General features: G+C 39.5%; 14 protein-coding genes. 6 read left to right on the forward strand and 8 right to left on the reverse strand.

What is annotated here, in order from left to right; all coding sequences use genetic code 11:
- Positions 1-4 precede the first annotated feature (4 nt).
- Complete coding sequence (gene splB, locus MHB65_RS08205; RefSeq protein ID WP_342443071.1) at positions 5-1,033, forward strand: spore photoproduct lyase; 1,029 nt, start codon at positions 5-7, stop codon at positions 1,031-1,033.
- A 118-nt stretch (positions 1,034-1,151) separates the two neighbouring features.
- Here splB and MHB65_RS08210 read toward each other — a convergent pair whose 3' ends face one another.
- A complete protein-coding gene (locus tag MHB65_RS08210) occupies positions 1,152-1,337 on the reverse strand; it encodes a hypothetical protein (RefSeq protein WP_342443072.1) in 186 nt (61 codons plus the stop codon).
- A 158-nt stretch (positions 1,338-1,495) separates the two neighbouring features.
- On the opposite strand from MHB65_RS08210, the gene MHB65_RS08215 reads away from it, so the two are divergent.
- Together MHB65_RS08215 and MHB65_RS08220 are read left to right on the forward strand one after the other, a co-directional pair.
- Positions 1,496-2,431, forward strand: coding sequence for an arginine deiminase family protein (locus MHB65_RS08215; RefSeq protein WP_342443073.1), 936 nt, complete (start codon positions 1,496-1,498; stop codon positions 2,429-2,431).
- A 16-nt stretch (positions 2,432-2,447) separates the two neighbouring features.
- On the forward strand, positions 2,448-3,761 hold the full coding sequence (locus MHB65_RS08220; protein ID WP_342443074.1) for an amino acid permease: 1,314 nt from the start codon (positions 2,448-2,450) through the stop codon (positions 3,759-3,761).
- On the opposite strand, the gene MHB65_RS08225 is transcribed toward MHB65_RS08220, so the two are convergent.
- From MHB65_RS08225 to MHB65_RS08235, 3 genes are all read right to left on the reverse strand, one after another.
- Complete coding sequence (locus tag MHB65_RS08225; RefSeq protein ID WP_342443075.1) at positions 3,708-4,514, reverse strand: YqcI/YcgG family protein; 807 nt, start codon at positions 4,512-4,514, stop codon at positions 3,708-3,710. The two genes, MHB65_RS08220 and MHB65_RS08225, sit on opposite strands and share 54 nt — an antisense overlap.
- A 692-nt stretch (positions 4,515-5,206) precedes the next feature.
- Complete coding sequence (locus MHB65_RS08230; RefSeq protein ID WP_342443076.1) at positions 5,207-5,491, reverse strand: hypothetical protein; 285 nt, start codon at positions 5,489-5,491, stop codon at positions 5,207-5,209.
- A gap of 26 nt (positions 5,492-5,517) precedes the next feature.
- A complete protein-coding gene (locus tag MHB65_RS08235) occupies positions 5,518-5,955 on the reverse strand; it encodes a MarR family transcriptional regulator (RefSeq protein ID WP_342443077.1) in 438 nt (145 codons plus the stop codon).
- 121 nt (positions 5,956-6,076) lie between these two features.
- On the opposite strand from MHB65_RS08235, the gene MHB65_RS08240 reads away from it, so the two are divergent.
- On the forward strand, positions 6,077-6,664 hold the full coding sequence (locus MHB65_RS08240; protein WP_342443078.1) for an NAD(P)H-dependent oxidoreductase: 588 nt from the start codon (positions 6,077-6,079) through the stop codon (positions 6,662-6,664).
- Positions 6,665-6,689: 25 nt separating this feature from the next.
- On the opposite strand, the gene MHB65_RS08245 is transcribed toward MHB65_RS08240, so the two are convergent.
- From MHB65_RS08245 to MHB65_RS08260, 4 genes are all read right to left on the reverse strand, one after another.
- A complete protein-coding gene (locus MHB65_RS08245; protein WP_342443079.1) occupies positions 6,690-7,763 on the reverse strand; it encodes a HAMP domain-containing sensor histidine kinase in 1,074 nt (357 codons plus the stop codon).
- Positions 7,760-8,437, reverse strand: a complete 678-nt coding sequence (locus MHB65_RS08250) for a response regulator transcription factor (protein WP_342443080.1) — start codon at positions 8,435-8,437, stop codon at positions 7,760-7,762. The genes MHB65_RS08245 and MHB65_RS08250 overlap by 4 nt, the downstream gene beginning before the upstream one ends.
- A 14-nt stretch (positions 8,438-8,451) precedes the next feature.
- The gene (locus MHB65_RS08255; RefSeq protein ID WP_342443081.1) at positions 8,452-10,209 is read right to left on the reverse strand and encodes an ABC transporter ATP-binding protein; all 1,758 of its coding nucleotides are present in this window, start codon (positions 10,207-10,209) and stop codon (positions 8,452-8,454) included.
- Between the two features lie 131 nt (positions 10,210-10,340).
- Positions 10,341-12,059, reverse strand: coding sequence for a PucR family transcriptional regulator ligand-binding domain-containing protein (locus tag MHB65_RS08260; RefSeq protein WP_342443082.1), 1,719 nt, complete (start codon positions 12,057-12,059; stop codon positions 10,341-10,343).
- 214 nt (positions 12,060-12,273) lie between these two features.
- On the opposite strand from MHB65_RS08260, the gene MHB65_RS08265 reads away from it, so the two are divergent.
- Together MHB65_RS08265 and MHB65_RS08270 are read left to right on the forward strand one after the other, a co-directional pair.
- Entirely contained in the window at positions 12,274-12,882 is a 609-nt protein-coding gene (locus MHB65_RS08265; protein ID WP_205442454.1) for an ankyrin repeat domain-containing protein, read from the forward strand.
- Between the two features lie 31 nt (positions 12,883-12,913).
- Complete coding sequence (locus MHB65_RS08270) at positions 12,914-13,792, forward strand: DUF2877 domain-containing protein (protein WP_342443083.1); 879 nt, start codon at positions 12,914-12,916, stop codon at positions 13,790-13,792.
- Positions 13,793-13,794 lie beyond the last annotated feature (2 nt).

A 13,794-nucleotide genomic window follows, 5' to 3' on the forward strand; every position in this document is an offset into this window, starting at 1 on the left:
TCACATGATGAAGCCATTTACCCCTCAGCTTGTTTATTTTGAGCCTGATGCTCTTCATTATCCACTAGGTCAGGAGCTAAAAGCGAAGTTTGAGCAGATGGGGATTGAAATTCGCTATACAACTTCGCACAATCAAGTGAGAAATCTTCCTGGTGACAATGATTTTCAAAAGTATCGGGTAGCCAAATCGACATTAGTAGTGGGCATTCGAAAAACATTAAAGTTTGATACATCTAAGCCCTCAGCTGAATATGCCATTCCATTTGCCACAGGCTGTATGGGGCATTGTCATTATTGCTATTTACAAACAACAATGGGCAGTAAACCTTATATTCGGACGTATGTCAATGTCGATGAAATTCTAGAACAAGCTGATCACTATATGGCTGAACGAGCTCCTGACATCACACGCTTTGAGGCATCCTGTACCTCTGATATTGTAGGAATCGATCATCTAACACATACCTTGAAACGAGCCATTGAGCATTTTGGACAAAGTGAGCTAGGCCAATTACGATTTGTGACGAAATTCCATCATGTGGATCATCTATTGGATGCCAAGCATAATGGGCGGACAAGGTTTCGTTTTAGTGTCAATGCCGATTATGTGATTAAACATTTTGAGCCAGGTACCTCTCCGTTAGCGAAGCGTATTGAAGCAGCGGGGAAAGTGGCAAGAGCTGGCTATCCACTTGGCTTTATTGTGGCCCCAATTTATCTTCATGATGGCTGGCAGGAGGGCTATTACCATATGTTTGAGCGATTGGATGCTGAATTGCCAAAGGATGTGCGAGATGACATCACCTTTGAGTTTATTCAGCATCGCTTTACAAAGCCAGCCAAACGTGTGATAGAAAAAAATTACCCGATGACGAAGCTAGAGCTTGATGAGACGGTGAGACGATATAAATGGGGCAAATATGGGATTGGTAAATATATTTATCAAAAAGAAGAAGAGGAAGACATTAAGGAGCATCTGTATGGCTATATGCAGAAATTTTTTCCTCAAGCGAAATTAGAATATTTCACATGACAAGTAGAGAGAGAACAGCTTGTTTTCTCTCTAAAAATATAGCGGCGATCGATTAAATCGTTTGGCAAATCTGACAGTGAAAAATATTGCATTGTTTCTGATTCAGTGTAATCAATCACTATATTACCGAGCTCATTTCTTGGACTGCTGTCACTGCGTATAATTCGTCCCCATTTGATACTTTAAGGTAACAATCTGGACCAGAAAAAACACCTAGTAACTGTGTATCCTCAAAGCTCTCGTCTAATTTAGGAAGTCCCTCATATCTTTTTTGTAGTAATAGTTCGTTTGATGGATTAAGCATGATGACCACCTAACCAGGTAAAATGATTGGCTGCTGTCCTACATACTGTCTTAGAAATTTATAGTATTCCATCATGTTCGAAACTATTGGCTTTGTATAATCCGAAAGTCAATGGTAACGCTAACAGAGATCGTCGTGAAGAAGGGGAGAATACATGGATGGATTCATTTCAACTAAATTGTTGGTCAGAACATGGGGAATTAAAAGTGGTGATGCTTTGTGCACCATCAATCGTAGATGTAACCAATTTAACAATTGCAGAGCAGGTTGGTTGGAGTGCTACTGTTAACCATCAGAAGGCAATGGAGAACTTCATGGCATTCAAGACAACATTAGAAAACGCTGGGGTACATGTACTTGATTATGCAAAGGAACTAGCCCATGATCAGCAGCTATTAAGTGAACGGCTGCTCAATCGTTATTTTGTACGCGACCTCGCCTGTGTCATTGGTAATCGACTTTTACTTGGAAAGGCAGGCAGTTCACTTAGAAGACCAGAGTATCCTTTTGCTCATTCACTTTTAGAGAAATGGTTTCCACAGCAATGGATAGCAACATCACAACCACTTCATTCATTCGAGTGCGGAGATTTGTTAATTTTAAATAAAGATGCTGTGCTCATTAATCTTGGGATGAGAACAACATTAGAGGCTATCAAAAGCTTGAAGGAAAGCATTTTTCAAGAGGGCTTTTCAGAAATTGCTGTGATTGATTTACCAAAAAGTAATGATACGCTGCATTTAGATATGAATTGTAATGTAGCGAACGCTAATCTGGTAGTAGCTAAAAGCTTTGTACGCCATTTTCCTGTGCAGGTGTTGACAGCACAAAGCAGTCGTTTTGACATGGTAGAGCCATTTTTACAGCGCCATGGTTTTGATGTTTACTGGCTTGACACGTATAAGACCATTCCAGACATTAACTTCATTAACCTGAATCCAGAAACACTGTTGATAAGCAAGCAGGCAACGCAACAACAATTATTGGCGCATCCACTGCTAAAGAAAAAGAACTTGCTTGAAGTCGATGTCACAGAGCTTGAAAAAGGCGGCGGTGGCATTCGCTGTATGACATTGCCGTTGGTAAGAACGTAACGAAGGGCTGATAAAAATGACTTCAAAATCAACTAAAGGAAGTATGGCATGGTGGCAGCTTTCGCTTCTTGGTATCGGTTGTACACTGGGAACTGGCTTTTTTCTTGGGACAAGTATGGCCATTCATAAAAGTGGGCCTGCGGTATTAATTCCTTTTTTATTAGCGGCCATTTGTACGTATATAGTGTATGATGCACTTGTTAAAATGTCTGTGGAAAACCCAGATAAAGGCTCATTTCGTACCTATGCCAAGCAAGCCTTTGGACGCTGGGCAGGCTTTAGTAATGGCTGGGTTTACTTGATTTCTGAGTTATTGATTATGGGAAGCCAGCTGATAGCACTTGGTATTTTTACGAAGTTTTGGTTTCCAGCGCTGCCACTCTGGATTGCTGCATCAATTTATGCTGCTATCGGTTTAGTCGTCATTCTCACAGGCATGAAGGGCTTTGAAAATTTTCAAAATATCTTCGGCGCACTAAAAGCAGCGGCCATCATTATGTTCATTATCGTAGCGGTGATCATCATCATGAAAGGCACACCATCCGCTACATTGGCTTCACTTCAAGCTAATTATGAAGTATTTTTCTCGCAAGGAATAAAAGGCATTTGGCTCGGCTTGCTTTATGCCTTTTATGCATACGGAGGAATTGAAGTGATGGGTTTAATGGTCATCGATTTGAAAAATCCAAAGGAAGCACCAAAAGCAGGGAGAATAATGCTGTTTGTGATTACGATTATTTTTATCGTGGCTATAGCCCTTGCATTGTTACTCGTTTCGTGGAAAGACTTTTCAATCAATGAAAGTCCTTTTATTACAGCGCTTCAAAATTATCATATCCCCTTTGTGGCAGATATTTTTAATGGTGTGTTAATCATTGCTGGTTTTTCAACAATGGTGGCGTCGCTCTATGCAGTCATTACCATTCTCACTACACTTGCTGAGGACCATGATGCACCGGCAATACTCGCAAAGAAAGGAAAAATGAAAGTTCCCTTTCCAGCCTTGTTATTTTTAACGGGTGGGCTAGTGATCACGATTGTGATTGGTTTTTTGATGCCAGAAAAAATCTTTGAATATTTGATCACGGCAGCGGGTTTAATGTTGATCTATAATTGGCTTTTTATTTTAGTAACATATTGGAAGCTTATGGAGTTAACGAAGTGGGGGCATGTAAAGAATGGTATAGGGATGTTGCTCATTGCTGTGACGGTATCTGGGACTTTAGGCGAAAAAACAAGCAGACTCGGTTTTTGCGTGAGCCTGCTCTTTATTGTCTTAATCGGTGTGGCGACCTGGATCGTTGTGAAAAGGCAAAAAAACATGGTGTAATGAACCATTTTCCTGTGACATCCGTAAAAAAGGACACTTGGATGGACTATGGTTATCATCACTTAAAAAATACTGCTTCCATTCATAGCTATCCTCTTGCCCGTACCATTTTAAATCTGGATGCCCTGGAACCGTGTCATAGTCTGCAATCCGCTGACGGATGAGCTTTTTGATTTTTCGTCCAAAGGCAGTCGAGTCGTTAATATCATCAAATATCCAACGTGGTTGAATAGCCATCAATAAAGTGGAAAAATGACGACTCTTTCGCAATTTATGGGCTGGTGTTGCACAAGAAATAAAATAGGGCTCTCCATGAAAGCAAAATTCCCATTCATGGTGGGTTGGTTCCATTGGTATTCCCTCAGGCCAATCCATCTCATCCATATTGGTTAAATTGTTTAAGATGGACCAAAATAACTGCTGATAATCTGCCACCTCAAAGCTATCTCGCATATCATGAGGGGTATGAAAGAACACAGTGAGTGTTGTATACTTCCCGAAAGTTCGTGACGCTTTCGTATAGTCCTTTAAGCATTGTGCCAACATCTTAATCGATTGCTCCTCCCGTGGATCCCCGACAAAACTATAGCGCAAATGGTTTGATAAAAAGCCCATTCTTGCTGGTATACACGGAAACGTATTCGCTTCGTCTGCAATCGTGGCAGCAAAATCAGTATAGGCTGACTGTTGCCATAATGGAAGTGTTTCAAACTGTTCCTCGATCCACTCCCTATCAAACACTACTACTTCCACTTGAGACTCCTCCTTCTACTCACCTTTATACTATTAAAGAAAAGACAAAGTGGTTACGAATCTAAGGTGAGTGACACGGGTATTCTGATAAAGTTTTTTATGCTTCATTTCACGTTATGGATAACCAAAAGATAAATAACTCGATTAAAGAGAATAAGCGGTTTAAGTTAAGAAGTGATCACTTTAAGTCAGGAGATGAGCGGTTTTGAATCAAGAGTGATCGCTTTGAAATAAGGCAAGAGCGCTTTGGAGGCTAGAATGATCACTTCGAACTAAGGTGAGAGCGGCTTAGAAGTAAAAGTGATCACTTCAAGCCAGGAAAAGAGCGGCTGTGAACCAAAAGAGAGCGCTTCGAACCAATGGATGAGCGGTTTAGAAGTAAAAGTGATCACTTCAAACCAAAGAAAGAGCGGTTGTGAACCAAAGAGAGCGCTTCGAGCCAAGAAAAGAGCGGCTGTGAACCAAAAGAGAGCGCTTCGAACCAAAGAAAGAGCGGTTATGAACCAAAAGTGATCACTTCAAACCAAAGAAAGAGCGGTTGTGAACCAAAAGAGAGAGCTTCGAACCAAGGCAAGAGCGGTTTGTGAACCAAAAGAGAGCGCTTCGAACCAAGGCAAGAGCGGTTGTGAACCAAAAGAGAGCGGCTTCGAACTAGGGAGAGAGCGGTTAGAAGTAAAAGAGAGCGCTTCGAACTAGGGAGAGAGCGGCTTAGAAGTAAAAGAGAGCGCTTTGAGCCAGGAAAAGAGCGGCTGTGAACCAAAAGAGAGCGCTTCGAACCAAGGAAAGAGCGGCTTTGAATCAGAAGTGAGGCCTTCGAACCAAAGAATGATCGGTTTAGAAGTAATAATGATCACTTCTGGCCAAAGAAAGAGCGGTAGCGGTTCAAAAGTGATCACTTCGAGCCAAGGAAAGAGCGGCTTTGAATCAAATGAGATCACTTCAAGCCAAGGAAAGAGCGGCTTTGAATAAAAAGCCATCACCACACTCCCAAAGCAGCATGGTCTCAGCCTTTTTGTTGAAAAACCTTTTCCTCTAGAATGGTTAGAGCATGCTGGATGTCCTTTAGATCATCCTGTGTTGCGTGTTGAATAAGCTGTAAAAAGCGTTCTTCGATACAGGTGAATGCCTCCTCCATCATTTTTTCGCCTTCTTTGGACAAGCGGACATACTGCTTTCTTCGGTCGGCTGTGTCGCTAAATTTTTCGATTAGCTGTCGTTCCTGCAATTTCCGTAATTCACGGCTTGTATTAGGTAAGGACATGTGTTGACAATCACTGATTTCGGTTGGTGTGACAGGTTGGCTTACTTTAATATATTCAAGAATTTTATATTGTAGCGGTGTGATATTCGCAGCGGTAACATTTTGTGTGAGATCATGTGTCACTTGATGGATGGTGGCTGTAAATGATACAAACTGATGAAATAAAGCGCTTTTATTCAATGGGATCACCTCTTACTGTCAAGATAACAAATAACTTGTCTTAAAACAATTATCATTTGACAACTAAATTTAGATGAATTATTATTTTGTTGTCAAATGATAAGTAATGAGGAGGCACACAATGAAAACGTTAATTGTTTATACATACCCAAACCATAAAAGTTTAAATTATGCTTTTTTACAAGAGGTGATAAAGGGGTGTCGTGAAAATCCTGACATCGAGGAGATTCAAATACTAGATTTATATGAAGAAGAGTTCGATCCTCGCTTAATTTTTCATGAGCATAAGCGACGTCGTGATATGTATCAGGATCCGAAAATGGAAAAATACCGCCAACAGCTCTCTTGGGCAGATCAAATTGTATTTGTTTATCCGATCTGGTGGGGGAGACCGCCAGCCATGCTGTTAGGGTATATTGACCAATTATTTGCGGCAAACTTTGCTTATCGCGATACAAAGGGGTTATTTCCAGAGGGTCTTTTAAAAGGGAAATCTGTTGTCTGTGTGTCTACGATGAAGGGGCCAACCAATTATCCATTCCTATGGTTGAACAATGCACATAAAATTTTGATGAAGAGAGCGTTGTTTAAGTTTGTTGGAATGAAAAAAGTGAAGTTTTTTGAGTTTGGTAATATGGAAAGCAAAAAAGGGAAACAACAGCAAAAACTAAATAAAGTCTATCAATATTTTAGAAAAGTAGCTTACTAGAAAAAATAACTCGTGCAGACGATTTTTAGTCGTTTGCACGAGTTGGCGTACTGTCGATAGGCACCGTAATCAAAAATCTTGTAAATTCAGCTAGCTTGCTTTCTACAGCAATAGTTCCGTGATGCATATCGATAATTTTTTTGACAATGGCTAGCCCTAATCCGCTACCGCCATTTCCAACGGTTCGTGATTGATCAGCCTTATAAAATCTTTCAAAAATATGCTTTTGTTGTTCTTCCGTTAAGCCAATACCAGTATCCTGAACCATCACCGTTATCGTATCTAATTGCTTCTTCATAGTCAGGGTGATGGTTCCTTTGGCGGGCGTAAACTTAATGCTATTTGTCAGCAAGTTCATCCATACTTGATTCATTAAATCCTCATCTGCTGTGATGCTCATGCCATCAAGATCGAGATCAAAGTCGATCTGTTTGGCTATCCAATTCGGTTCAAGTGCCAGTACAACATTGCGTAATTGTTTATCGAGTCGATAATTTATAGGCTCAAATGGATGATGCTGCGATTCTAAGGATGTTAGCTTGAGTAAATTGTCGCTAATCTTGGATAAACGATTACTTTCCAATTCAATTATATCTAAATAATGCTGACGCTTTTCTTCAGGTAGATTGATATTTTTCAGTGCCTTTGCAAAGCCATTAATAGACGTTAACGGTGACTGAATTTCATGAGAGACATTGGAAATGAATTCTTGACGCATTCTTTCCAGTTCACCTAATTCAACGGCCATATGATTAATACCATGAATCAATTGCCCAAATTGATCTTCTTCATCTGCTTTCAAATCCAACTGGACATCAAAATCACCTTTTGCCATGCGGCTTAATGCATCGACAATGGTATCCCAGTAGTTGCGTTGTCGATTTAGTCCAATTAAAAAGATAATAGCCGCTGAACAGGCGAAGAGCACAAACACGCCAATTACTGTTGCTAATTGTAGCCAAAATCCATGAGGTTCTGTCCCTAATCGACCATACAGCCATGTCGTTACGTGATAGGAAATAAAAGCAAAAACAGTATTGGCAATAAGAAACAAACAAAAGACCATGGCTAATCTTAAAAGGAATCTTCGTTTTCTCATGAAGCTAGTTCCAAGCGGTAGCCGAGCCCACGAATGGTACGAATGACAAAGCCACTCGTCTCCTGTGGGAAGCGCTCGCGAATTCTTTTGATATGGACATCAACTGTTCGTTCATCTCCCTCATAGTCGTAGCCCCAAATTTCTTCGATTAACTGTTCGCGGGAAAAGGTTTTGCCAACATAGCTTGCAAATGTAAATAATAGCTCGAATTCCTTTAAACGAAGTAGAATCGCCTCGCCGTTCATCTCCACTTCATGTGTGTGGCGATTCAGTTTGACGTTACCAGCCTCTACAACTTGAGAAAGGGAGATACGGTATCTTTTTAAGATTGACTTAACACGTACAATTAGCTCGGCAGGCTCAAATGGCTTCACGAGATAATCATCCGTCCCTAAATGAAAGCCTTTGATTTTTTGGGAGGTTTCTCCTTTAGCTGTGAGCATAAGGATTGGTAGATCTGTATTGAATGAACGTATTTCCTCACATAATGCCCAGCCATCCATGTTGGGCATCATAATGTCCATCACGACCATATCGACTTTTTCAGTGTCTAATTTGGACAGTGCATCAACACCATCGATAGCCTCAATCACCTCTAAGCCCTCATTTTGCAGAAACACTTTTACCAATTCTCGAATATGTGCATCATCATCCACCACTAATAGTTTTGTCATTTCAACAAACCCCTTTATTCAACGTCTTTAATGCGTAATTGCTGTATGGCAAACTCACGATACATAGCATGTGTTTCAAAGAGTGTTTCGTGTGTGCCACAGCCAGTAATATGCCCTTTCTCAATAAATAAAATTTGATCGGCATCTACCACTGTCGATAAACGGTGCGCAATGACTAATGTTGTGCGCCCTTGCATTAAGTTGTCTAATGCTTTTTGTACATAAATTTCTGATTTACTATCTAAGCTCGATGTGGCTTCATCCAGCATTAATATTTGCGGATTACGTAACAGCGCCCTTGCAATAGAGATACGCTGACGTTGTCCACCTGAAAGCTTGATGCCTCGTTCTCCAACTTCAGTGTCAAACTTGTCTGGAAGCTCATTAATAAATTGATCTGCATAGGCCATTTTAGCCACTTTTTCTAGTTCATCATCTTGCACTTCACGGTCAATACCATAGCAAATATTTTCTCGAATCGTACCTGATAGCAGGGCACTTTCCTGCGCCACATAGCCGATTTGACTACGCCAAGAGTGGAGTGAGAAAGTTTCGATTGGTGTATCTCCTAGTGTGATACTGCCGTTCGTAGGCTGATAGTATCGTTCTAGCAAAGAAAATGTGGTTGTTTTACCGCCACCACTTGGTCCTACGATGGCTGTTACTTTGCCTGGCTCAATTGTGAAGTTAATATCGGATAAAATAGGCTCTTCACCATAAGAAAAATCAACATTTTTAACATTAATGGGTTGGTCTACTTTTTCTACAGTTAAGCCTTCTTCAATATGTTCTTCCTCATATTCAAGTAATGCACTAATTCGTTCTGTAGCCCCCATTGCTTTTTGCAGTTGGGTAAAGAACATCGTCAATTGTGTCATCGGCATAATGATTTGGATTAAATATAAAATAAATGCTACCATATCGCCAGCCGTCAGCTCTCCAGAGGAAACACGGACACCACCATAGCCAATAATAGCTACAAGCACTGACATTAAAACAAATGAAATAAGCGGTGAAATCAGTGCGTGGATTTTCGCTTCTTTTAAGCCGAATGTAAAGAGATTTGTAATGCCTTTTTTTCCACGCTCATATTCAATTTGCTCAGCATTCGAGGCCTTTACTAGGCGTGTTTCAGGTAATACTTGATTTAATACAGACGTAAACTTCGCTGTTTCATCTTGCATCCCTTTTGAAATCACAAACATGCGTCTACCTAGCAGCATTAAAATCACCATTGCCAGTGGTACGGCAATCAGCATGACTAACGTCATTTTCCAATCTAAAAATAGAAGAATGATGATAGAACCTATAATGGAAATAACGCCAGATAAACAGTTTGCTAAATGCTCTGTTATAAGCTCTTTCACAACCCCTGTGTCATTCGTAACACGGCTCAATGTTTCGCCTGTATCATGTTCATCATAATAGGGGATTGGTAAATGCAACAGCTTTCGCCATAATTGATCGCGTAATTTTGCCACAACATGATGCCCAACGCGATTTAAATAATAGATGGATAATCCACTAGCAATAGCCTGTGCGATAAAGGCAATCCCCAATACAATGATTTGCCAATAATTAAGTGATTCTAACGAAAAGCCATCCACTAATTGTTTTGTAAATAATGGAACAATAAATCCTACCCCCGTCGTTGCTAAACTCATCACTAAAGCGATGACAAGTAGCCAAATCGGTGGTTCAGCTCGTTTTACTAATTGTATAAAACGGCGCCAATCTTTTTGTTTTGTTGTATCTTTTGATGTCTCTTGCAAAGAAATAAGCCTCCTTCATTGTCCGAAAACAATGTATTTCGTTTCTATGGCTTTACTATAGCATGCGTTTATGAACTGAATATGAAATGAATGGTCATCAAAAAAGGTGATGCGATCACCACCTTTTGATGCTAGTCTGCGAATTCATCGTGGTATAAAGACTTACCAAGCAAGCGATAGATTCTCAAGGCTAGTTGGATTTGTAAGAGTTCCTCATAGCTTTTTAAATCGGTTTTTAAAATTTCTTTAATTTTTTCGATTCGATAAATTAATGTGTTGCGATGGATAAACATTTCCTTGGCTGTTTCACTTATATTCATATGATTAATAAAGTAATTTTCTAATGTAATTAGGTAGCTTGTCCCATGTAAAAGATCGTGCTCAAAGACAGTGCCCAAGCTTTCTAAGAAAAAGTCCTTGAGCTGCACTTCGTTAATATTCGAATCTAAAAAATGATAGATGGAGTGATCCGCAAAATGAGCTACAGCTCCACGTTCTTCGAAGCGATGCATAAGACGTAGTGCTTCATGTGCCTCTGCAAAGCTTTTATGAACAAATCGAATATGTTTATATTCTTTGCCAATTCCAATTAAGAAGGAGGTTTGGGTATGTTGCTGTACTAATAGTTGGAGAATGTTTTCTGCGTAGTGCTTTGTTTCATTGATTGTGAAATCTTGTTTGCCGTCCTGCTGTCCAACTAAAATGATGATTTGGTTGTTGCGATATAGGCACGTAATTTCTCCATTGATCGTACTAGAATGCTCATAAATTAAGTTCATACATTTTTTTGCAATATTATCGGACTCGTATTTTCGAGAAATTAAATCATGCTGGTTTTGAAGGTTTTCATGGCTAATAGAGATGACGATGCAATAATATTTATGGTTGATCTTTAAGCCGTGGAGATCACAGAGTGTTTGTAGCGTTTCAATCGAAGTGATTTTTCCAGTCAATAAATCATCAAAAAACTCCTGTTTAATTTTTAAACGTACACCCTCAATTTCCTTCTGTTTAATCCTTTCTAATGCCACGATTGTGGAGGCTTGCTCTAAAACGATGTAATCAAACTCATTCAAATCACGTACAGTTTGCCAAATGACAATATAGCCATAAATATAATTGGCAACTGCGACAGGGAGTATTCTACATTTCACTGCGATATCTTCTAATTGATAGATTCGTGTAATGGATTTTTGCATTTCATTGAGATCATTCGGGATAGTATCAATAAAATCCTTTGAAAACGTTGGACGATTCTTCTTTAGGTTGATCCCATAGGCAAGTGGCACTGGATTGGTATCAAGATCTGTATAATGCAGTAAATTCCAGTCATTATCTAAAAAGATAATTGGGTTATTAATTGTTTCGGCTAATTTTGAGGAAATGGATTCAATGCCTCCTCCTTCAAGTGCAACCTTAAATAGCGTATTGTGCATATCTAAAGATTTTCTATTTAATAGATCATAACCTCCTGATGCCTTTTCATTGATGATCGAGATGACCTTGGACAGGGTGTAATTATAAGGCAACTCTAATAACGGCAATCCATGTTGATTGGCAATATCGATCATGTTTTGAGGTGTTTTTTGTAAATAGCGCCTCATTTTGATGACGAGGCCAGCGCAATTGATTTTAGAGATTTCTTGGATGATTTTATTTTGTAATGCTTCATCGTCTTGGAAGATGTAGCCGGTTGTTAATAATAATTCATTCGGTGTCAGCCAATCAAATGCATCGGGATTTTCGATAATGTTTACAAGTGCGATTTCATTGTGAATGCCTTGTTCGCCAGCAACAATTTTAATTCCTTCAAGTGCCTTTATGTCTAATATATCTTTGATTGTTAGCAAATGATTTCACTCCTTTGCCATAATCTTATCACAAAACATTGTACATATTGCCTAAATCATCTACATTCTTTTTGGTTTTGCTAAACAATGATATCTACGGCATAAGAGAATAAAATAAAGCTTGTAAGACGGAAATGTGAAAATAATAACATTCTCGCGGTTCATTTCCATTTAGTTGAAATGAACAATAGGTCGGAAAAATGGAGGTATGAAATTGGTAGATATGAATGTGGTCTCAGAATTTTTAACTGCAGCTGAAGCAGGGGATATTAACGCTCTGAAAGGTTATTTACAACAAGGTGTGGATATTAATTCTCGAAATAAGCGTAAGCGTACAGCAATTTTACTTGCTGCGATGAATGATCAATTAGAAACAGTAAAATTTCTAATTCAGGAAGGAGCAGATATCGACCTTCAAGATCAAATTTGTTTAAACCCATTTTTGTATGGATGTATTAACGGAAAGTTAGAGCTTGTGAAAATGATGCTACAAGCAAACACAGATTTAGAGCGTTTAACACGCTTTGGCGGTGTCGGTATTCATCCAGCAAGTGAGAAGGGATTTGTAGAAGTAGTTCGTGAGCTTGCAACGACTACAGATATCAATGTCAACCATACAAATATTTGTGGCTGGACACCGTTGATTGAAGCCATCCTTCTAAATGATGGTGGAGAAAAGCAACAGGAAATTGTTCGTCTATTAGTTGAACATGGTGCAGATACACAGTTAGTGGATCAATACGGAGTGACGCCATTAGCGATGGCTAGAGAAAAGGGATTCACTGAAATTGAAAAAATTCTACTAGAAGCAGGGGCAAAATAGTAGTACTCCTACGACATAAAGAGGTGTACATATGATACGTGCCAAATCTGGTGATGATTATTTTCTTCAACAAATGGTGGCAACGGCGTTTACTGGAACGGTCCATAGTGTGTTTCAACATGCCTTAAATATTCAGAGCGATGGTAATGGTGAAATTTTCACACTTGCTACGAAGGCAATGGATCGTGCACCCAACACACTTGTCATTGATCTCGATACGTTCGATCACCTGGACATTCATCAATATGACAGAGTATTGGTTCGCCATAATCAACTTTTAATAGAAGAAAAATTACAAATAGCGATTCACACAGCCACTCGTTGGCAATGTCAGCTACCTATTTATCCATTAAATCGTACAAGTTTAAGAATGAATATGAGCAGTGTGAAACAATTCATTGATTTACAAGGCAAAGGCGGCGGCATAAAACGTAATGATTCACCCGTCAGTGAATTTGAAGCGGAGACATCGAGATTGTTACAGCAGCGTACCACTTTGCTTTATGAGGAAATATTGAATCAGCGTTTGGATCGCTTTCAGGCATATGCAGCTGATTTAGTCGGCTTGGGGCCAGGACTAACACCATCAGGGGATGATTTTTTAGTAGGCTTATTTGCTGTCATTCACTTAGAAAATAGTCCGTGTTCTATTTATAAACCTTTGTGTGAAAGCGTCATCAAAATGATTCAGCCTTTAACCAATGAGATTAGCTATACAACATTGAAGAAGGCAGCATATGGACAAGTAAGGGAGTCCATCTGTTCATTCATACACGCCATTTTATATGGCACAGAAGCGGAATCGATTGAGGCTCTGAGAAAGGTGCTTGCTATTGGCTCCTCCTCAGGAACAGATATTGCCTTAGGGCTAATAAGTGGCTTAGAAGCCAATATAAAATTAGGAGGATAAAG

This window comes from Lysinibacillus sp. FSL K6-0075 (assembly GCF_038592945.1).
GTDB lineage: Bacteria > Bacillota > Bacilli > Bacillales_A > Planococcaceae > Lysinibacillus > Lysinibacillus fusiformis_F.

Bases quoted from the DNA above. Each gene is read 5' to 3' on its own strand.
- splB (WP_342443071.1), top strand. From the start codon at position 5: ATGATGAAGCCATTTACCCCTCAGCTTGTTTATTTTGAGCCTGATGCT.
- MHB65_RS08210 (WP_342443072.1), bottom strand. From the start codon at position 1,337: ATGCTTAATCCATCAAACGAACTATTACTACAAAAAAGATATGAGGGA.
- MHB65_RS08215 (WP_342443073.1), top strand. From the start codon at position 1,496: ATGGATTCATTTCAACTAAATTGTTGGTCAGAACATGGGGAATTAAAA.
- MHB65_RS08220 (WP_342443074.1), top strand. From the start codon at position 2,448: ATGACTTCAAAATCAACTAAAGGAAGTATGGCATGGTGGCAGCTTTCG.
- MHB65_RS08230 (WP_342443076.1), bottom strand. From the start codon at position 5,491: ATGGCTTTTTATTCAAAGCCGCTCTTTCCTTGGCTTGAAGTGATCTCA.
- MHB65_RS08240 (WP_342443078.1), top strand. From the start codon at position 6,077: ATGAAAACGTTAATTGTTTATACATACCCAAACCATAAAAGTTTAAAT.
- MHB65_RS08245 (WP_342443079.1), bottom strand. From the start codon at position 7,763: ATGAGAAAACGAAGATTCCTTTTAAGATTAGCCATGGTCTTTTGTTTG.
- MHB65_RS08250 (WP_342443080.1), bottom strand. From the start codon at position 8,437: ATGACAAAACTATTAGTGGTGGATGATGATGCACATATTCGAGAATTG.
- MHB65_RS08270 (WP_342443083.1), top strand. From the start codon at position 12,914: ATGATACGTGCCAAATCTGGTGATGATTATTTTCTTCAACAAATGGTG.